This window comes from Corynebacterium sp. Marseille-P3884 (assembly GCF_017942225.1).
Lineage (GTDB): Bacteria > Actinomycetota > Actinomycetes > Mycobacteriales > Mycobacteriaceae > Corynebacterium.
This window is the reverse complement of record NZ_JAGKSD010000015.1, coordinates 17,431-37,318: the sequence shown is the minus strand read 5'-3', so window position 1 is coordinate 37,318 and position 19,888 is coordinate 17,431. Positions and strand designations below refer to the sequence as shown.

At 62.3% G+C, this 19,888-nt stretch carries 16 protein-coding genes and 1 pseudogene; 4 read left to right on the top strand and 13 right to left on the bottom strand.

What is annotated here, in order from left to right; genetic code table 11:
• Window positions 1-72: 72 nt before the first annotated feature.
• The 3 genes and pseudogenes from J5Y21_RS09250 to J5Y21_RS09240 all read right to left on the bottom strand — a co-directional run.
• Window positions 73-303, bottom strand: a pseudogene (locus J5Y21_RS09250) (alkane 1-monooxygenase); the annotation flags it as partial.
• A 21-nt stretch (window positions 304-324) separates the two neighbouring features.
• The gene (locus J5Y21_RS09245) at window positions 325-1,404 is read right to left on the bottom strand and encodes an FUSC family protein (RefSeq protein WP_210574859.1); all 1,080 of its coding nucleotides are present in this window, start codon (window positions 1,402-1,404) and stop codon (window positions 325-327) included.
• A gap of 238 nt (window positions 1,405-1,642) precedes the next feature.
• A complete protein-coding gene (locus J5Y21_RS09240) occupies window positions 1,643-2,296 on the bottom strand; it encodes a hypothetical protein (RefSeq protein ID WP_210574849.1) in 654 nt (217 codons plus the stop codon).
• Between the two features lie 105 nt (window positions 2,297-2,401).
• Here J5Y21_RS09240 and J5Y21_RS09235 point away from each other — a divergent pair, with 105 nt between their 5' ends.
• Window positions 2,402-2,953, top strand: coding sequence for a DUF1707 domain-containing protein (locus tag J5Y21_RS09235; RefSeq protein WP_210574847.1), 552 nt, complete (start codon window positions 2,402-2,404; stop codon window positions 2,951-2,953).
• Here the strand turns inward: J5Y21_RS09235 and J5Y21_RS09230 are convergent, their stop codons facing one another.
• The 5 genes from J5Y21_RS09230 to J5Y21_RS09210 form a co-directional block, all read right to left on the bottom strand.
• Entirely contained in the window at window positions 2,954-3,631 is a 678-nt protein-coding gene (locus J5Y21_RS09230; protein ID WP_210574846.1) for a YoaK family protein, read from the bottom strand. It abuts the gene before it with no gap.
• A gap of 70 nt (window positions 3,632-3,701) precedes the next feature.
• Window positions 3,702-4,382: a hypothetical protein gene (locus J5Y21_RS09225; protein WP_210574844.1), complete on the bottom strand. Its 681-nt coding sequence runs from the start codon at window positions 4,380-4,382 to the stop codon at window positions 3,702-3,704.
• Window positions 4,383-4,605: 223 nt separating this feature from the next.
• Window positions 4,606-5,697, bottom strand: a complete 1,092-nt coding sequence (locus J5Y21_RS09220) for a hypothetical protein (RefSeq protein WP_210574842.1) — start codon at window positions 5,695-5,697, stop codon at window positions 4,606-4,608.
• 10 nt (window positions 5,698-5,707) lie between these two features.
• Entirely contained in the window at window positions 5,708-6,397 is a 690-nt protein-coding gene (locus J5Y21_RS09215; protein ID WP_210574834.1) for a type 1 glutamine amidotransferase domain-containing protein, read from the bottom strand.
• 54 nt (window positions 6,398-6,451) lie between these two features.
• On the bottom strand, window positions 6,452-7,402 hold the full coding sequence (locus tag J5Y21_RS09210; protein ID WP_210574832.1) for a Ku protein: 951 nt from the start codon (window positions 7,400-7,402) through the stop codon (window positions 6,452-6,454).
• Window positions 7,403-7,466: 64 nt separating this feature from the next.
• On the opposite strand from J5Y21_RS09210, the gene J5Y21_RS09205 reads away from it, so the two are divergent.
• Window positions 7,467-9,866, top strand: a complete 2,400-nt coding sequence (locus J5Y21_RS09205) for an ATP-dependent DNA ligase (protein ID WP_210574816.1) — start codon at window positions 7,467-7,469, stop codon at window positions 9,864-9,866.
• 163 nt (window positions 9,867-10,029) lie between these two features.
• Entirely contained in the window at window positions 10,030-12,219 is a 2,190-nt protein-coding gene (locus tag J5Y21_RS09200; RefSeq protein WP_210574814.1) for a YhgE/Pip domain-containing protein, read from the top strand.
• A gap of 265 nt (window positions 12,220-12,484) precedes the next feature.
• Here the strand turns inward: J5Y21_RS09200 and J5Y21_RS09195 are convergent, their stop codons facing one another.
• The 4 genes from J5Y21_RS09195 to J5Y21_RS09180 form a co-directional block, all read right to left on the bottom strand.
• The gene (locus J5Y21_RS09195; protein ID WP_210574812.1) at window positions 12,485-13,345 is read right to left on the bottom strand and encodes an SDR family oxidoreductase; all 861 of its coding nucleotides are present in this window, start codon (window positions 13,343-13,345) and stop codon (window positions 12,485-12,487) included.
• A gap of 75 nt (window positions 13,346-13,420) precedes the next feature.
• Window positions 13,421-14,866 (bottom strand): DHA2 family efflux MFS transporter permease subunit, encoded by a 1,446-nt coding sequence (locus J5Y21_RS09190; protein WP_246875124.1) that lies wholly within the window; start codon window positions 14,864-14,866, stop codon window positions 13,421-13,423.
• 152 nt (window positions 14,867-15,018) lie between these two features.
• Window positions 15,019-17,085 (bottom strand): bifunctional UDP-sugar hydrolase/5'-nucleotidase, encoded by a 2,067-nt coding sequence (locus J5Y21_RS09185; protein WP_210574810.1) that lies wholly within the window; start codon window positions 17,083-17,085, stop codon window positions 15,019-15,021.
• A gap of 347 nt (window positions 17,086-17,432) precedes the next feature.
• Window positions 17,433-17,846: a cupin domain-containing protein gene (locus J5Y21_RS09180; protein ID WP_210574808.1), complete on the bottom strand. Its 414-nt coding sequence runs from the start codon at window positions 17,844-17,846 to the stop codon at window positions 17,433-17,435.
• Between the two features lie 113 nt (window positions 17,847-17,959).
• Here J5Y21_RS09180 and J5Y21_RS09175 point away from each other — a divergent pair, with 113 nt between their 5' ends.
• Window positions 17,960-18,382, top strand: a complete 423-nt coding sequence (locus tag J5Y21_RS09175) for a DUF4298 domain-containing protein (RefSeq protein ID WP_210574802.1) — start codon at window positions 17,960-17,962, stop codon at window positions 18,380-18,382.
• A 26-nt stretch (window positions 18,383-18,408) separates the two neighbouring features.
• Here the strand turns inward: J5Y21_RS09175 and J5Y21_RS09170 are convergent, their stop codons facing one another.
• Window positions 18,409-19,830 carry a DUF4185 domain-containing protein gene (locus tag J5Y21_RS09170; protein WP_210574800.1) on the bottom strand — a complete coding sequence of 474 codons (1,422 nt, stop codon included), beginning with the start codon at window positions 19,828-19,830 and terminating at the stop codon, window positions 18,409-18,411.
• Window positions 19,831-19,888 lie beyond the last annotated feature (58 nt).

Genomic DNA, 19,888 nt, shown 5'->3' with positions numbered 1-19,888 from the left:
ATACAGTATTAACTGAACTATTCAACACATACTGAACTGACGTTGGGACGAAGAGCTTGCAACCTGCAGGAATTACTCGATGGGGTAGCCGGTAACGGAGCCTTCGCTGTTCGGCCGCCAGCCCAGCGCAGGGGCGACGTGGGTGGGGAAGTTTTCCAAGATCTTCACGTTGACGTCCACGCCCATGCCGGTGGGGATGGTGATGAGCAGGGTGTCGGCGGACATGACGGCGGGGTCGGCCTTGAGCTGCTCAATGAGCTTGTCCGGCTCGGCGACGTAGGTGCGGCCGAAGGTGGTGGAGCCGACATTGAGCAGGTTACGTAGCTAGGACTCCGGTTGACGCTGAACGCGGCGCGGCAAGACCACGTTGGGGTATGTCCGCACGTAGCCAACGGCAATGATGATCAGTGCGGCGAAGGCGCCTAGAACTGTCTCAGCGGTGCGGGCCAGCAGCATGGGGGCAATAGGTGCGGCATCGACAGTCTGAACCATGAGCAATGCGGTCGGGGTGATGAAGGTCGCGGCGATTGTGTAATTCCGCGTCACGTACATCTCCGTGAGGTACTGCAGAACCACAATCCACACGACGATCTGCCACCCGACGGGGGAGTGGGAGAGGAGGAATCCCGCCACGGCGATGCCGGTGAGGGTGCCGACCACGCGCTCGATTGCGCGGTAGTACTGCATCTTGAACCGGGAGTTGACCAGCGGCGCGACCGCGGCGACCATCGCCCAGTACGAGTGGGAGAGCGGGTCGAAAAGACTCACTGAGATGAGCCCCAGCGTGCCGGCGATGAGCGGCGAGAAGAAGAAGCGGCTGGCTTCGACTGCTAACCGCTGCCAGGGGAGGCGCGCAGCGCCCGGGGCGCGTGTCGGGACTTCGTTCGGCTTCGCGTTGCCGCCGGGCCCCTCGCCGATGAACTGGGACAGCTGACCAAGCACGAGGCACAGCAAAGCCGCACTGCCGGCGATGGCGAAGGCCAGTAGGGGATGGACCGGGTTTCTCAGGGAGCCGACCGCCGCGACGGAGAACACCACGAAGACCGAACCAGACGGTTTCATGTCCGCCGACAATGCGATTGTCGCCCACAGCGAGGACACCATCGCCGTCACCACCATGAGGAACCAGGGGCTCAGGTCGAACCAAGCGATTGTCGCGCCGATCGTGACAGACAGGGTGAGGGCGATCCCGGCGAGAATGTGGTGTTTCAGTCGCTTCTCACGGGTCGCGTGCCGACCGTACACACCGGTGAACGCGCCGAAGTTCGCGTAGATTGCCAAATCGAGCCGCCCGAGTGCCAGCAGCGTGAACATCGGGATGGCCACGCCGAGCGCTGTGCGGAATGCCGGGATGTGGTCGCGCTGGGCAGGGCCCATCTGGAACAGCGGGCTGGATTTGAGCAACGACGACCTCCTCGGCAGTGATCTCCGGAAAATTTTGGAACCTGCAACACTGTAACGGGGTCCCTGGGGAGCTGCTCGGGGAGGGGCCGAGGGTGGACAGGCAGGGCACTATGCGATGTGCCCTATGCGATGTCCCCTCTGCGATGTACAAAACCCCAGGTCGGCATCGGCCGAAAACTGCGATCGCATAGTGTGGAAGGCCACAACAGAATTCAACAGCCGTTCACCCGCTGCGTGTTTACAAGGCGAACGGAACTACAAAAATGACCAACGCCACCGTCAGACCGAGGATTGCTGCCACGCATCCGATCTGTGTGTTGAGGTCCTGCTCCTTGAATTTGAACGGCGCGAATTTCACCCCGGTTTCTTTCATTGCTTTGTGGATCTCGCTATCCAGGTTCGGTCCGCTCGTTCTGCGTTTGACCCATTTGCCGCGTTCGTCGCGCCACACCTCCCAGTTCAGGTCGGCCCTAAACGCCGTGCCCATGAAACCGGAGCTGAATTTGCTGGTCGAATTCGGTCCCTGTTCGGTGCCATGGCGAATGATGCGATCCTCGCGCACGAATCCTTCGGGACGGTCGTGCAGGATCACGACGCGCTCCTCGTCGAAGGCTTCTCTTTCGGTGGCGTATTCTCTGACGATATTGTCCCGACGGGTCTGGATCACCATGCTCGAAGGTGTCGTCGTGATGGTGAACATCGTTCCGAGCAAACGCGGATACAAAGCTTGGGCGAGCGCGACGACGCGTGGACTGCCCCGGAACACCGGCGGCGGACCCCATTGACCCGGATCGGGGTGCGGCGTGACGTCTTCGGCGATATAAACCATTAAGAAGACCACGGCGACAACGGTGAAAAGTGCTAATGCGATGAGCACGATGATCCAGTTCATAGGCAGAATTCTATGCGGATTAGACTGCTAAAATGCGATAAGTTGATGGCGAACGGGCTCGCGCTCTTTGGCGGAGTCCGCGACTAGTTAGAAAGGTCCACGCTCGTGACTGAGAATTTCGATCCGAACCAGGTGCGCGTGGGAGACCCGGAGCGCTCGGAGGCGCTGGACCGGTTGGGGGAGCACTTCGCTAACGGTTACCTTGACGTCAACGAGTTCGAGGAACGTACGGGACGGGCAGCAGCGGCGCGCACACGGGCGGATCTGACAGCGCTATTCGGTGACCTGCCGGGTGGTCAAGCACAGCAGGCGCCTGTGCCAGCGACGATTGAGAACGGCTCGACGGTAGCGAACGCGGAGTACTCCGACCGTGAGCTTGATGAAGCGCTCGACCGGAAGAAGAAGCTGAACCGTGCGCTGGGCATCCTCTGGTCGATCACGATGGCAGCGTTTTTCCTCTGGCTCTTCGTTTTTGAGGGGGATTACTTCTGGGTGGTGTTCCCGGTGGCGGGTGTGCTCACCTGGGGCCTGTACTCGTACTACGACATTGGCGACGAAGAAGACGAGATGCTCGACAAGATTTTGGAGGACCGCGGCAAGGAGCGCGCGGAGCGTCTCCGCATCGCGCACCAGCGGCGCAAGGAGCTGGGCAAGTAGTTAGACGTGCAGTCCGCGGGAACGGCGGATGTGCCGGTTCACTAGGGCAGCCGCGGTCCCTGCGACGAGGAGCGCGGTGACTACCCACACGGAGTACAGACCGAACTCGACATAGCAGCGGCCACCGATCAGTGCGCCGCATGCGAGCGAGAGCCACAGTGCGAAATTGATCAGCCAGGCGCTGTGCGATCCGCCGAAGAAAGCGGCGACGAAGCGCTGTGCCATCTTCACCAGGGTGCCGGTCATGTAGGTCAGGGAGATCGATACTTCGCCGTTGCGCTCGAAGGTGGAGTTCATCGCACCGACGGTGAACGACAAGCTGTAGACCGCCAAGTCTTCATGCCCCGTCGCTACCCATACCGACGCGATCGCGGAGGTCAGGCACACGAATAACAAGATCGCTTCACGCGTCCGCGTCGGCGGCAGATACCGTTGCCCGAGTTGGCTGATCAGCGCACCGATCGCGACCCCGACCAGGAAGAGAAGCATGAGGCCGGCGGCTTTGGAAGCGACGTCGAGGTGGCCGTCGTTAAGCGCTGCTGTGAGGCGCGTCGTGTTGCCGGACATGAACGACAAGAAGAAGCCGCCGAGGTACATGAAGCCGAGCGCGTCGATGAACCCCGTGATCGACGACAGATAGACGGCGAGGAGGTGCTCGCCCGTGCGGTAACCTTTCATGAGCTCAAGCTATAACACGCAGCCATGAAAGTCGCGGTCGTCGCACGCTTATCGACGACGGCGCTGGCCCCTAGAGCTCTTCCACCCTGCCGCGATCATGCACCAGGCTGATCGCGCCGAGCGGCAGGCTGGTGTCGGAAGGGTAGTTCAGGTATCTATTCTCAACGATCAAGCGGACGCGCTTACCCACGTACGGCTCCCACCGCTCGCTCGAATCGAAGTGGGTGCTGTTGTCCCCGAGGGAGATGATCTCATTGACTCGGGCGTAGGGCTCGGGGCCCGCCTTTCTCGCAGTGATTTCGGTGGGCTCATCGAGCACGAGCACGTAGTACCTGTCCGACGGCTTGCTGTAGTCCGGGTTCGGATCCGGCGCGCCGTTTAAGACCTCTTCGGTGGTCTGTTTTTCCACCGTGCCGATGTATTCAAACTCTCCCGGCGCGAGGTCGCTGGACTCTTCGTCCTGGGCGTCCTCGCCAGCGTCGTCGCCCTCGCCTGTGTCGCCGTGATCCTCTTCGCCATCGGCAGCGTCGACGGCCTCGGGTTCGTCCTCGTCGCCCTCGGCTTCGTCATCGGGTCCGAGAACCGTGCCGTCGTTGTATTGCGTGACGGTGACGATCTCGACATCGCCGGCAGGTTCCTCCGGCGCCGCCTGGGGGATTTCGGTGGAGTCAGTACCGCCGCAGGCTGCGAGAAGCAGGGAGGCGCCGGTGATGACGCTGGTAAAACGCGTGGCACGGCGTCGGGAAGTCATGCTGCTCAAAGTAGCACGATTCAGACACACCGGAGAGGTCGTCTAAGGTCGGTTGCACGCCAGTGTGATGAGGGCCGTGGATATAGTTGGAATCATTTCCGTGTTGACTAAATCTGACCTGGGGTTTTGTCGAGCAGGCGGCGGTCAAAGTGATAGTAGATCCACGTGGCCTCTCGGGCGGGGGCGTGTCGGGGCGGGGCTGCCGAGACTGTTCGCTGGTGGCTCACCCCACGAGCTCGAAGGGGATCGGCTCGCCCTCGACACCGTTGATCACCACGGAAATAGCATGTGTGCCGGGGTAGAGGACCCGGGTGCTGGTGACAGCGAATGAATGCCGCTTGGTCAGGTCGCGTTCTTCGCCGGGGGCGAGGGTGAGCCGGCCGAGGCGGAAGGTGGTGGGGCGGCGGGTGCCGTTCTTCTTGAGGAAGTGGACGCGGTAGTCGACAAGAATGTCGCGGGGTTCATCTGAAGCATTGACCACACGCGCTGTGAGCTCGGCTTTCTCGCCGACCGCGACACGGGGCGGGAAAGCTGCGGAGACCAGCTGGATGTTGTCGGTGGCGGCGAAACCGACGGCAGCGAGGGCAGCGGGGTCGCCCTGCCTGATCAATCCGCGCAGGCCGCGTTCAGCGACCCAGGTGACCGCCGGGGACGGCGACTCAGCGAGCCAGCGCTCAGCGGTGGCGATGGCGAGCGAAGGGTGGGTGCGCGCGATGTCGTTCAGGTTATTGGCTACGGAGGTGCGCACATATAAAGAGGTATCTGCGTAGAGGCGGTCCAGCACCGGAATGATAGGTGCAGGATCATCCAGAAACGGGCGGTGAACGGGGGCCCAGGGGAGGCGGGGGCGGAGGCCTTCCGTCGATAAGCGGCGCACGTTGTGGCTTGGCGAGCGCGACCATTCCTCGACGCGTTCCATAGTGAGCGCGGGGTAGTGCGTAAGGTACGGGCGCACGGCCCACTCGCCCGTGAATGCGCGGGTGAGCGCCTCGGTCGCGGCGAGGGAAAGTTCGGGGTGGTCGAGGCCGTAGTCCTCGATGAAGCGGCTTATGGGCCAGAGGTGGAATGCGTGGTTGAAGTAGCCTTCGCCTTCCGCGAGCTCAGGACCGAGCTTATCGACGACCCCCGCCACCGCCTCCCCGTAATCCCCCGGGAGCCGCTCGCGCAGGCCCCTCGCGAAGACCCCGACACGATCCTTGATCTCCAGGTCGTCGACGCGCAAAGCGACCCAGGCCGCGTACTCCTCACCGTCGATGCCGAGCTGGTTTCCGAGTTTGAGGGCGGTGTCGGCGCCGAAGAAATACTTCATCTTCATGGGCGTTCAATCAATCGCGCTCGGCGAGTAGGCGTACCACTTCTTTGCCTACACCCGTGGCGGACATCGGATTCTGGCCGGTGACGAGTGTGCCGTCGGTGACCACGTGCTCGGTCATCGGGATCTTCGCAGTGGTGAACTCAGCGGCTTCATTCCCGATCTTTTCTTCCAGCGAGTAGGGGACTGCGTCGGCGCGGCGGGCGAGTTTCTCCTCTGCCCACGTGTAACCGGTGGCCTTCTTGCCGGAAAGGAGCGTTCCGCCGGATGGGAGTGCAACGTCGAGTAGACCGCTCGGGCCGTGGCACACGGCGGAGACGATCTTGCCGCTCTCAGCGAAATCGGCGAGAAGACTCTTCAACGCCGGGGCATCGAAATCGAACAGGGTGCCGTGGCCGCCGATGAGGTAAACGGCATCGAAATCGTTGGCTTCGAGGTCGGAGACAGCTGGGGTGTCGTCGAGCTGCGACATGAACTCGCGGTCCTGGTACCGCTTCGAGGTGCCACCCAGGTTGATCACCGGTGGCTGGAGACTCACTGGGTCAATGGGGACCTCGCCGCCTGCGATGCTGGCCAGGGTCACGTCGTGGCCGGCTTCAGTCACAACGTCGTAGAAGTGGGTGTATTCGCCCAGCCACATGCCGGTGCGGTGACCGGTTTTCTCGTAACGGCTGGCGCTGGTGGAAATAGCTAGTACTTTCATGTCACCCCACCATAGGTTTTTCGGCGAGGTGGCGTTGCGCCACCGGTGCGGAGGTTACGCGCTCTTGGACGACTTCTTACTCGCCTTTTTCGTGGTCTTTTTCGCGGCTTTCTTCGTTGTTTTCTTCGCTGTCTTCTTCGACGATTTCTTGGCCGTCTTCTTGGTAGTTTTCTTTGCGGACTTCTTCGCGCCCGCCTTACCGGACTTGCGGCCGAGGGAGGCTTCGAGTGCAGCCATGAGGTCGACGACATCAGCGTCTTCGCCGTCATCGTCCGAGTCCTTCTTCGCGCCGGATTTCTCACTGAAGGTCTCCTCGGTGTCGAGGGTGTCGCCCTGGGCGAATTTGGCGTCGATAAGCTTGCGCAGCTCGGTCTGGTAGTCGTCCTCGAACTCCTCGGGCGTGAAATCGGAGGAGTACTGCTCGACGAGTGCGGAGGAGAGCTCGAGTTCCTTCTTGCCGATCTTCGCCTTGGAGTTCGCGCCTTTGAAGTCGACGTCGCGGACCTCGTCAGCCCAGTGCATGCCTTGCAGGACGAGGACATTGCCGCGCACGTGCAAAGCGCCGAGGCGGGTCTTTTGGCGGAGAGCGAATTTCACGATCGCGGTGCGGTCAGTCTCCTTGAGCGTTTCGCGCAGGAGCAGGTACGACTTCGGGGTCTTGCCTTCCGGCTCGAGGTAGTACGACTTCTCCATCATGATCGGGTCGACTTGGTCCGCGGGGACGAACTGGACGACCTCGACCTCGTTGTTATCGGCTTCCGGTAGGGCATCGAAGTCGTCGTCGGTGAGCACCACCGTCTCGCCGTCTTCTTCGAAGGCTTTGTCGATGTCGTCGTATTCCACGATCTCCTCGCACACCTCGCAGCGCCGCTCATAGCGGATACGGCCGCCGTCTTCGTTGTGGACTTGGTGGAAAGAGATGTCGTGGTCGTCGGTTGCTCCGTAGGCTTTGACGGGAACGTTGACGAGGCCGAAGGTGATGGACCCGCTCCAGATTGCGCGCATGCCTGCAGTGTACGTGCGACGAGTGCAGCGGACCCGGGGCGACAGAAAGGAGGTGGGCGCGGCAATGCCGAAGAAGAACGAGTATCAGGTGGGCGACCGAATTCTGTCGGTGAGCAACCTGGACAAGGTTCTCTACCCGGCGACGGGGACGACGAAGGCCGACGTGATGAAGTACTACCTCGAGGTCGCAGGTGCGCTCATCCCGCAGGTGTCAGGGCGCCCGGTGACGCGGAAGCGCTTCCCGGACGGGGTGGACGCGGAGTCATTCTTCCGTAAGGACTTGGAGGATTCCGCGCCGGAGTGGCTGCCTTTCGGAATTCTCGCGCACAAAGAATCGACGAACCGGTACCCGCTCGTCGAGGAGCCGGCGGTGCTGGCCTGGTTCGCGCAGGTCGCGGCGTTGGAGCTGCATACCCCGCAGTGGCGTTTCGGCGAGCACGGGTACCCGGCTAATCCCGATCGGCTGGTGCTCGACTTGGACCCGGGGCCGGGCGTGGGGCTTGCCGAATGCGCGGAGGTGGCGCGTTGGTGCAAGGAGATCCTCGATGGCATGGGCATGGAATCGGTCCCGGTCACGTCCGGATCGAAGGGGATCCACTTGTATGCGGCGCTCGACGGCGCCAGCACAGCTGAGCAAGTGGCGGCCGTGGCCAAGAAGCTCGCCCGCGCGCTCGAAGCGGACAACCCGGACAGCGTGACATCGGTGATGAAAAAAGAGCAGCGGCACGGCAAGGTCTTTATCGACTGGAGTCAGAACAACGGGAAGAAGACGACGGTCGCGCCGTACTCCCTGCGCGGCCGCGAACACCCGACGGTGGCGGCGCCGCGCACCTGGTCTGAGCTGGAGGACCCGGACCTGCGCCAGCTCGAATACACGGAGGTGCTGCAGCGCGTCGCGGAGGATACAGATCCGATCGCGCCACTCGGCGCAGAAAAGCAAGATCGCTTATCGACGTACCGTTCCATGCGCGATCCCTCAAAGACCGCCGAACCGGTGCCCGCTGCAGCACCGCGCGACAGGACCGGCGAAGACCCGATCTTTGTCATCCAGGAGCACCACGCCTCCTCCCTGCACTGGGATGTCCGCTTCGAGCGCGACGGGGGGCTCGTCTCCTGGGCAGTGCCGAAGGGGCCGCCGCTGGACCCCGACACGAACCGTCTGGCGGTGCAGACCGAGGACCACCCGATCGAATACGCCACGTTTTCCGGGACGATCGCGAAGGGCGAGTACGGTGCCGGCGAGGTGAAGATCTGGGATTCCGGAACCATTGAGGTGGAGAAATGGCGCGAAGGTAAAGAGGTCATTGCTGTTCTCCACGGGCAGACAGATGGCGGTCTGGGCGGGGTGCCGCGCCGCTACGCCATGATTCACACCGCTGGAATGGGAGCGGGCAAGGACAACGACCAGTGGCTCATGAAATTCATGAAAGGCCAGCCCGAGGGGGAGTCCCAGGCTGCACCGACGAATGCCGTGACTCTGGCCGACCTGCCAGAACCGATGCTGGCCACCGCAGGCACGGAGGCGGATATCCGGCTCAGCAAGAAAGAGGGCGAGAAGTGGGCTTTCGAGATGAAGTGGGACGGCTACCGGATTCTCGCCGGTGTGGGCGGCGGGAAAGTGGTGCTCTCCAGCCGGAACGGGAAAGACTACACGGACTACTTCCCGCAGCTGCAGGAGCTGGCGGAGTTGGTCTCGGGTGGGGCGGTGCTCGATGGGGAAGTCGTCGCGCTGGGTGAGGACGGGCGCCCGGATTTCGGCGCGCTGCAGGCTCTCCATTCGGGTGAGGTGGATGTTGAAGCAGTGGAGATCCGGTACATGGTCTTCGACATTCTCGCGCTGGGACATCCAGAAGATGGGGGACAGTCGCAGTTGCGGACGCCATACGAGGAGCGTCGGGAGCTCCTCCGAGAAACGGTGCCGGAAGGCGAACACATCACTGTGCCGCCAGCGCACACTGGGGCACTCGCAGAAGCGATGGAGGTGAGCCGGGCACTGAAACTCGAGGGGGTCGTGGCTAAGCGGCTCGGATCGATCTACCTGCCTGGAAAACGTGGATCTGCATGGCTGAAGATGAAATTCCAGATTCACCAAGAAGTCGTCGTGGTCGGCGTCAGGGAAGGAAAGGGCAGCCGCGCGGGCGGAATCGGCTCGCTGCTCGTGGCAGTGCGGGACGAAAAGACAGGGGAGCTCGCCTATGCCGGGCGCGTGGGAACGGGGTTCAGTGCGAGCCAGCTGCAGGCAATGGAGGGGAAATTGAGGGAAAAGGAGGTAGAGGAGGCGTCGATAAGCGATGTGCCCGATGCCGACCGCGACGGCGTGTGGTGGGTGGCCCCTGAACTCGTCGGTGAAGTCGCTCTAGCTGGTCGAACGCGCGACGGTAAGGTGCGGCATGCTGTGTGGCGTGGCTGGCGCGACGACAAGGATCCCGGCGAGGTTCGCTGGACAGACGAGCTTCAGCGATGAATGAGAAAAAATTTTCGCCACAGTAAATAAAAGCCTGAATTTTTGTTTTGAACCTACTATATTCCTCTACAAAGTAATCTAAGTCACGTATCAATCCGAGTGTGCTCCGCCGCAAAGGAGCGTGGCGAGGATACGGAACACGAAGAGGAATGAGGTACTTGCGTTGAGCACGAAAGTCACCGGCGGCGATGCAGACACACCGCGCACTGAGCGCGGGGGCAGGGTATTAAGGCCGCTTGAACGCCTGTTGATGTGGCGTCCGTTCTCCACGGTCGCACGCACCATTATCATTCTGGCACTCGTGTTCCCGCTGCTGTTCGCGGGTCTGTTCATGTGGGCGATGTGGGATCCGACTGGTTCGGTGCCCCACACCAAGCTCGCAGTGGTCAACAACGACAAGGGCGTTGACCGTGGCGAAGGGGCTGGCCTAGAAGAATTCGGCGCCGATGTCGTAGAGGGCTTGACCAGCCGGGACTACCTCGACTTCGACGTGGTCAATTCAGAGGATGCCAAAAAAGGCCTGATGACGGGCAAGTACCTGTTCACGGTGACGATCCCGGAGGACTTCTCCAAGAACGTGGTCACGGTCATCGACCCGGAGCCGAAGCAGGCCAGTATCATGGTCGATTTCAACGACTACAACGGCAGTAACGGCGCGATCCTGACCGCGGGTCTGGTCCCGCAGATCCAATCCGAGGTCCGCGCCGAGGTTGCCAAGACGTATGCGGAGGAAGTCCTCGGCGGCATCAACGAACTTGGCGATGGTATTCGCGCGGCTGCCGACGGTTCGAAGCAGCTCGACGACGGTGTCGGCGAGCTTAAAGACGGTGGCAAGAAGGCTGTCGACGGCATCAACAAGCTCGACGACGGTGCGAATGAACTCCATGACGGCACAGGCCGGCTCGTCGACGGCACTGGTGAGTTGACCGACGGTGTCGGCGAGCTGAGCGACGGTGCTGGGCGTCTGGATGACGGTGCGAAGCAACTCAACGACGGTCTGTACCAGCTCGAAGACGGTACCGACCAGCTCGCCGACGGCGCACGCCAGATTGACGAGGGCGTGGACAAGCTGACCGGCATGCTGATCCCGTTGCTGGAGAACGTCCAGGGCGGCGTCGGCCAGCTCAAGCCCATCGTGGACACGCTGCGTCAGTTCGGCCTGCACGCCGAGGCGGACAAGCTCGACGGTATCGTCAGCCAGCTAGACCCGGAGAACCCGGAGAACGTGGTCAACGACCTCAACCGTCTGCGCGACGGCACCGGCGAACTCTACGCGAACCTCTCTGACCCGGAGATGCCGTACCGCAACGGCCTGGACCGCCTCATCGACGGCTCCGATCAGCTCGTGGACGGCACGGGCCAGCTCACCGACGGTGTCTCCCGCCTCGAGGACGGCGCGAACCAGCTGGATGACGGTGCAAGGCAGCTCAACGACGGCACTAGCCGCCTCACCGACGGTACGCAACAGCTTGTCGACGGCGGCGGGCAGCTCGAAGACGGCATGAACCGCCTGAAGGACGGCTCCGAGGAGCTGTCCACCAAGCTCGACGAAGGTGCTGGCCGTGCGCCGAAGGTCAAGGCCATGGACAAGTCCTCCGAGCAGATCGCAGTCCCGATCATCTTCGACGAGGCGAACCTGCACCCGACCCAGGTCGTGGTTGACCCGGCAGACCCGACGAAGAAGGAGCCGTCGAGCGGTTTCTCCATCCTCGGCCTGATCGTGATCAACTTCCTGCTGATGGCAGTCGTGTCCATTCTTCTGCCGCACGCCATCGGTCGCCGCCACAAGGCGTCCGGTGCCGCCGGCCCGGTGCTCAGCGCGTGGGCCCGCATGCTCGGAATCAACGTCGCGCTCACCGCGCTGCTGGGATTTGTGTCCATCACCCTCGGTTGGCGCCCGGAGAACTGGTTCATCATTGGTGCGGCGCTTCTGCTTATCGACGTCGCCGGCACCACCATCTTCCAGTTCTTCCGCGTTCTGTTCGGCCGAGTCGTCGGCGCGATGTTCAATATCGGCTTCTTCGCCCTGGGCCTGTTTGTCTCCAGTGCGGTCTGGCCGCTGTCCACCCTGCCGGCCCCGCTGGCGTTCATGAACCCGCTGCACCCAATGAGCCACGCACGCAACCTGTTCGTCCGCTCGGTCGACGGTATCTACGACGGCACGTTCTGGATCGCCATCGTGGTTCTGCTGGTGTTCACCGCTCTGGCTCTGGGCGCGTCCATTGTGATCTACGACGCCCGCCGCAACGCGCTGTTCATCGATGATCCGAACGAGAACGAGCGCGAGCGCGCGAAGTACGAGCGCGAAATCCGCGAAGGCGAGGAGCCGCTGCAGTCGGTGTTCTCCCGCTAGGCGCTGCTGGTCCTGCCGGTCCTGCCGGCGCTGCCGGTCCTTCCGGCTCTGAGCCCCGAGCCCCCGAGCTAATGCCCGGGGGCTCAGGTATTGGCCGCCCTATCCGTATGCACTATGCGGTGTGCACTATGCGATGTCGAACAATGGGCGGACGCGACCTGCGGTTTTATCCATCGCATAGGGCAGACCGCATAGGGCACACCGGGCTGAAAGAAAGGCCCCAGTCGGGGCCCTTCTTGGTTTGGAGTGGAGAAGTGGGTGTGGCTTACCAGGTGGCCACGAAGCGCATGAGCAGCTGGGCGATCGGGTCCGGGAACGGCTTACGCAGCCACTTGAGCAGGCGGTCGGTGAGGCTGACGGCGTAGTGGGGCACCCATTTGCCCCAGGGGGCGTTCTTGGTCAGGACACGGACTGCTTCGTCGGCGACATCGCCTGGGGTGAGGTTCACACCCATCGTCTTGACGGACTGGGCTTTGACGTTGGCGACCTGCGTGGCGGCCCAGAGGGGCATGAGGTCGTGGACGCGGATGTCGTCGTTACGCCATTCGACGCTGAGTGCCTCAGTGATGCCGTTGACGTAGAACTTCGTGGCCGAGTAAGTGGAGATCTCCGGCTGGCCGAAGATGGCGGATGCGGAGCTCATGTTGATCACCACTGCGCCCTTCGTCGCCTTGAGGTAGGGGAAGGCCGCCTGCGCGCCGAAGGTGACACCGAGGCAGTTGATGTCCACCAGCGTGCGGATTTTCTCCGGATCTTGCTCGGTGAGCAGCCCGTCGATGATGATGCCGGCGTTGTTGAACAGGAAGTCGAGGCGGCCGCCGGTGCGGGACGTGAAGTCCGCCAGGGCGGTGTCCCATTCGTCGCGGTCGGTGACGTCGAGGTGGCCGGTGATGAGCTGCCCTTCGGGGATGTCGCTGGTGCCCCAGGTGACGTCCTGGATGTCGTAGGCGCCGACGGTCCAGCCGAGGTTGAGCAGCCGTTGCGCTGTGGCTTTGCCGATGCCGCTGGCGCCGCCGGTGATGAACGCGGCGGGGCGGGAGGCGGCGTCGGCAATGAACTCCGCGGGCTTCACATAGGGGGTCTCGTTCGTGTCTTCATGAAATGGCTTGGCAAATGGATTCCACATAGAAAACACTCTAAAACCGGAATGTGTATGGCGCGGGGCAAATGGGTGTTTAAATGTGCGCTAAGACACAGCGGGCTAGTTGTCGCTCCACGTGCGGGTCTTCGCGAACAGGGCGGCGACTGCGACGCCGAGGACGAGAACACCAGCGGGCAGCAGCAGTGCGACGCTCATCGCCTCAGCGAACGGCTCATGAAGGAACTCGGGAAGGGGACCGGTCTCCGAATGGCCCGCTGCGTCGTCGCCGAGACGCTGCGCGAGTTGCGAGGACATGGCAGCAGCCACAGCCGCCGAGCCGATGACAGCGCCGACCTGCCGCACCGTGTTGTACACGCTCGAACCCGCGCCCGCGAGCGCCGGATCGAGGTTGCGAGTCGCGATCATGGACAGCGGCCCCCAGATCATCGAGTTGCCCAGGCCGTAGAAGACGCTGATCAACAGCATCCAGTACGGGCTGATCTGCGGGTCGGTGATCCATACTGTCGCAAAAATGCTTATCGACGTCACCGCCAGCCCCGTAATCGCGAACGGCTTCGGATCGTGCGTATTCGTCTGCTTGCCGATGAACCCGGACAGCGCGCCGGACACCAAACCCGAGGGCAGGAGCAGAAGCGCGGCCACCGTGGGGCTGAAATTCTGCACCCGCTGCACGTAGATCATCAGCGGAATAGCGAAGGTAGACACCGCAAAGCCCACGGTGGTGATCGCCGCGGAGGCGAGCGCGAAATTCCGGTCGGCGAACAGTGACAACGGCACGAGCGCGTCACGGGTGGTGCGCGCCTGCCACATGATGAACGCGGCGATGAAGACGACACCGATGACGATGAGCCCGATCGCGCGCACATCCCAGTTGAAGTTAGAGCCTTCCTGGATGCCGAAGATGAGGCAGAACATGCCCACCGCGGACAAGGCGACGCCCAGCCAGTCGAGGCGGCGGGCAGTCAGCTCGAGCTTCGGCACGTTCTTCCAGGCCAGGAGCAGGCCGATGATGCCGAAAGGCACGTTGATGATGAAGATCCACTCCCAGCCGCCGAGGTCCACGAAGATCCCGCCGAGCAGCGGCCCGACGATCGTGGCCACACCGGCGACCGCGCCCCACACGCCCATGGCGCTCCCGCGCTGGGTGGGGGAGAACGTGCGGATCATCACCGACATCGTCTGCGGGGTGAGCATCGCACCGCCGAGACCTTGGAAGGCGCGGGCCGCGATGAGCACTCCGACGGACCCTGCCAGCCCGCACGCCAGCGACGACACCGTGAACACCGCGAGGCCGAGCATGTACAGTCGCTTCGGTCCGAACCTGTCGCCGAGGCGCCCCGTGATGAGCAGCGGCACCGCGTATGCCAACAGGTACGCGCTATTGACCCAGATCACGCCGTTGTACGTGGCGTTCAGGCTCTCCGCGATCGCGGGGATGGCGACTGCGACGATGGTGGAGTCCACCAGGATCATGAAGAAGCCGACCATCATCGACCACAGCGCCGGCCACGGGGAGCTTTGCGACGCCGAAACCTGTTGTGTCATTGCGCCTCCTGACCCCTTTATTCCAACACCGGCAATCTACCCCTTCACGCCGAAAGGGTCTATCCCCGCTGGCCGACCGCACAAAAAGAACCAGCCCTTTCCCTATGCGGAGAAGAGGGCTGGTTCTGGTTGAGTGCAGACTCAGCGCTGAATTAGATCTGGATGCCGAAGTCCTTCAGTGCGGCGTTGATCTGGTCGCGGACCGGTGCGAACTGCGGGACGAACGCCACGATGACGCCGGCGAGAGCAGCAAGCAGGCCGGTGACGCCGAGGCCGATCAGAACCGGCTTAGCGCTGGAACCGTCGTTGCTGGAACCGGAGGAGCCCTCCTGGCCGCCTTCCTGGTCACCCTCAATCTTGACCGGCATGGTCGCGTCGGTGCCCTTATCAGTGGTGATACGCAGGATTGCGTCCGCCGGAACCTTAGCCGGGACGGCGAGCTTGACGGAGGCCTTGCCAGCCTCGCCGAAGTTTTCTGTACCGAAGTCCGGGTCGATGTCGGACTCAGCGGAGGCCAGTTCCTTGCCGTTGGCATCCTCCAGCTTCACGGTGACCTTCTTCGCCGGGTTGCCCTCGGTGTAGATCAGGGAGGTCAGGTCGATGGAGTTCTCGGCACCAGCCTTGAGCGGCTGCTCGACCTTCACACCGACGCCAGCTTGGCCACGCGGCTTGATGTCCTTGTTCTGCTTCAAGAAATCGATGGTGGCTTCAAGATCGATCAGGCCGAGGTTCACCGGCTCGGACCCCTTCGTGAAGGCGGTGAAATCATCGCCGCCTTCGAGCAGGAAGGTGGAGCCTGCGACGATGTAATCCTTCTCCGGATCAAGTGGCTTTCCATCGATAGTGACGGACAGAATGCGGTTGCCCTGCTCGCCATCCGGGTTGTAGGTGTAAGAAACGTTGTTCGACAGGCCGAGGGACAAGGCCGGGCGCTTGCCATTCGGCTGCCATTGCTGCTCGAGCGCCTCCTTGAAATCCTTGCCCTTGAGAGTGCGGTAGGTGTTCTCGTTGCCGAATGGCTGGACGGAGAAGGCATCAGCATAAGTAATGTCGCCGGCCGGCAGGTCGTCGCGGACACCGCCGGCGTTCATCACGCCGATATCGGGAGTGACATCGGAGTTGGCGTCGATGCTCCACTTTGCAGCCTCGGCCAGAAGGTTATTGAGGGAAGACTCGACACCACGATTAGAGCCGGATTCTTTTCCGGCGTTGGAACCGCGGGCGAAATCGGTAGAGGTGGACGCGACCACCTTCTTGCCTTCTTCAGCAGCCTCTGCTTCAGCGGCTTTAACAATGGCCGCGATTTCCGGGTACTTCTTGTCCGTGCAGTCGAGGAGAGTCGTGCCCTCCACGACCTTCGCCTCGTCGACGGTGACCTTCTTGGTGGCGCGGTCGATGCTCAGGTCGACGTTGGCGAAGCCCTGGGAGTACTGACCTGCCTGGAGCACGATCGGAGTTGTCTTAGCATCCTGGGTGATCACGGTGTGGGTGTGGCCGAGGAATGCGACATCGACATTCTTGAACTGGTCAGGGGTGTAGCCGCCCTCGTGGACGAGAGCGACGACGACGTCGGCCTTCTTGCTGTCCTTCAGTTCTTTCGCGAGCTTGTTCGTCGTCTCGATCGGGTCGTTCCACTTGATGCCCTCAATACCGGAAGGGCTGACCAGCTGCGGCATGGTGTCGGTGACGGTGCCGATGAATGCGACCTTGACGCCGTCCATCTCCTTGATGAAGTGGTCGTCGGTGCCTGCGACAGACTTGGCGTTAGCGGCGAGGTACGGGAACTTCGCATCCGGGATGACGCGCTCGGAGAAATCCTTTGCGCCCTTGTCGAATTCGTGGTTGCCCACGGCGGAGACCTCAAGACCCATCTCGTTAAGGGCATCGATGGTCGGCGCATCGTCCAGCAGCATTGCCTCGAACGGGCCAGCGCCGATGTTGTCGCCGGAAGAAGTCAGGATGTGCGCGTTGCCGAACCCTTCGGCTTCGGTGTCGATAGCGCACTTCAGGCGCTCGGCACCCGGGATGGACTTCTTGTCGTCACGTGTATCTGTGCCACGAACGTTCACGTCTTTAGGAGCGAAACGACCGTGGAAGTCGGTGATGTTCGAAATCGAGATTTTGGCGGTCTTCTCGTCGGCGGTAGCGGTGACGGGGGAGAGGACGCCCGCGCTGACGGACAGCGCGGCGATGGTGGCGCACAGAACGCGGTTACGCATCGGTGGGAACCTTTCGGGCAGCGGTGGAATGAAGTAACCGGTTGGAAAGCAGCCAGCTCACGATGCTGTGGTTGCCAGCTTCCAACCAGGGCATGTCAAAACTAAGCCAGGCAAATGGACCTGTTGTGACGGTTATATGGCTAGCCCGTTACTGGTAAGTGAAAAGCACATGACCCGTGGTTGGGGGAGGCAAGTAAATGGGAAGGGCCGGACGTCGATAAGCGAAAAGCCCAGCGAAAATGAACTAGCCCCTGAAATGAACTACTCCCCACTAGTCGGTAACTGATTTCTCAGTCCAACTAATGGGGAGCAGTTCAAATGCTGGGCTATGCGTGGATGCCGTGCGTCTATTCGGCGTCGGCGTCCGCCTTGGTCTCGTGGTGGGTGCCCGGCTCGTGCTCCGGCGGGGCGTAGATGGAGTAGAGCTTCGCGGGTGCGTCGGACTCGTTGACGAAGTTGTGCCACTTGCCGGCCGGGACGAATGCAGCCCAGTCCGCACCGACAACCTGGTCGATCTCGAGGTCGGTCTCGCTCGTACCGATCTGGGCGCGGAGCTCGCCCTCCTCGAGGCGGAGGAACTGGTCGTGGCCGTCGTGGATCTCAGCGCCGATCTCGCCGCCTGCCGGAATGGTCATGACAGTGAGCTGGAGATTCTTGCCGGTCCACAGGGTGTCGCGGAAAGCCTCGTTGTCGACGGTCGCCTTTTCAATATCGACGACGTAGGGGTTCGGGCCGTGGTCGTTGCCCTTCTGTGCAGTCATAATGGCCTCCTTGCCGTGGGGTTCAACCGCTTCCCACCGTACGCGGATTTTCGTGCGCCGGTTCCTTGTCGATAACCCCGCTTAGGGGACTGAAGCGGGGTACAGTGACGGCCATGACCACTGGTGAGCCTGATTTCCCCGGGGCCGACGACATCCCGGAACGAATAATTTCCAACGACGCGCGTCTCGCGCACTTCGTCGAAGCGAATGACCGCTGGGAAGAAATCCCAGAGCGCCTCGCCGAAGACTGGGAGACGATGGCGCAGCTCATTGCCTACTACGAATCCGTCTGGCGCGAGGACGTCCGCGACTTCCCCGAAGCCCAGTACGGGGTGCTCTCCGAAGACGGCGTGTGGAACGAGATGGGGCGTTTCTACCAGTCGATGAAGGAGATCGCGGACACGGCGGCGCGCATCGTCCGCGAGTACGAGCGCGACAACGACCCCGAGGTCGATCCGGGGACAACGCCGACGGACGAGGAGCTTATCGACGACGCGGCTGACGGGGCCGGCGCCGAGATCATCGACGAGCCGTAACCCCCCGGCGGCGCGGTGCCGCCGAGCTAGTTCAGCGTGTCAGCCGGGTTGTCCGCGGCCTTTTCCATGGCCTCTTCGTCGCTGAGACGGTTGACGGCCTCCGGCGACACCGCGGTCTCATTGACTGCGACGGCGTTCTGGTCGCCGGTCTGCGCTGCGGCGCGCGCTGTACCCTGCGGTGCGGATTCCGCGCTCTCCGGCTGCTCCGGAGAGATGCCGAAGAACTTGTCCAAGCCCTTCACGTTGAACTGGGTGGACATGTACCGCGAGTTATCCGAAGTATTCCACTGGGAGACGACGAGATCCATGTTGGCGAGCGTGGATCCTGGGACAATGTAGCCGCCGTAGAGCTGAGTGAAGTTGCTCGCGTTCTGCTCGGCACGCCACCCGCCCGAGCCGGCGACGACGACGCGAGCGGGTTCGATGGAATCCCAGTCACGGGCGATGGTCTTCGAGATGCGCACCTCGATAGATGCCGTCTCCTCGTTGAACATTGCCAGCACCCAGTGGCCCTCGACCATCCGCAGGGACATCTCGCCGGCCTGGACGTTCTTGGACAGGATCGGGGTGCGCCGCTTCTTGCTCCACTCGCCCGTGGAGGGGTCGTAGATCTCCCACGATTTGCGGTCCGCGATCTGCTCTTCACGGAAGCGGGAGAGGTAGACAGGGTCGTCGCGGAGGAATTCGGAGGACACGACGTAGATGTAGCCGTCGGGGCCCTTCTCCCAGCTGATCAGGTTGCCAAGCCCATCCATGTAGCGATACGTCGTTTGCGCGACAGACGTCCAGTTCGCGCCGTAGTCCGTGGACTTCCAGATTTCGGTCTCACGCACATTGCCGATGCCTTCATTCCACATGCCCTGCATGTAGAGCGTGCCGTCCAGGTTGATCACGTCGGACGGGATGACGGTGCGGTTGTCGTAGTGTTTGTAGTTGATCAGCTGATCGGCGGTCTTGCCGTCGTTAAGCGGGCGGGTGAAGATGATTCGGCCGTTCTCATCGCGCTTGGCCACGAGACCGACTGGGCTGAGCCACTTGCCTTCGCCGAAGTACTTGCCGGTGAATGAGTCGCCGAATACGACCGCGAATGTCTCGTTGATCAGCGGCACCATAATGCCCAAGTCAACGGCCCCGAGCCCCAGGTTGGGCTGGTGCTTGCCCATCAGGTCGCCGAGCATCTCCACGACAAGGCCCTGTTCGGTGCGGGTTTTCGGATTCGGCTTCGGCTTCGGCTTTGGTTTCGGCTTCGGCTTGGGAGCTGGATCGGGGTTCGGCGAGTCCGACAGGGCGCCACCCATCTCGCTGATCAGGTTGCGGGAGCTGCTGGAGCTGCCGGAGCTCGTCGAACTCAGCGAGCTCTGCGCCGTTGCGGGGGCTGGGGCAACCGCAGTAACCGCAATGGTGCCGACGATGGCAATGGACAAGATGGAACGGCGGAACGATCGCATTGCGGACTCATTTCAAGACACGGAGGGAAAATGATTGAACCGCAACGGAACTTTAGCA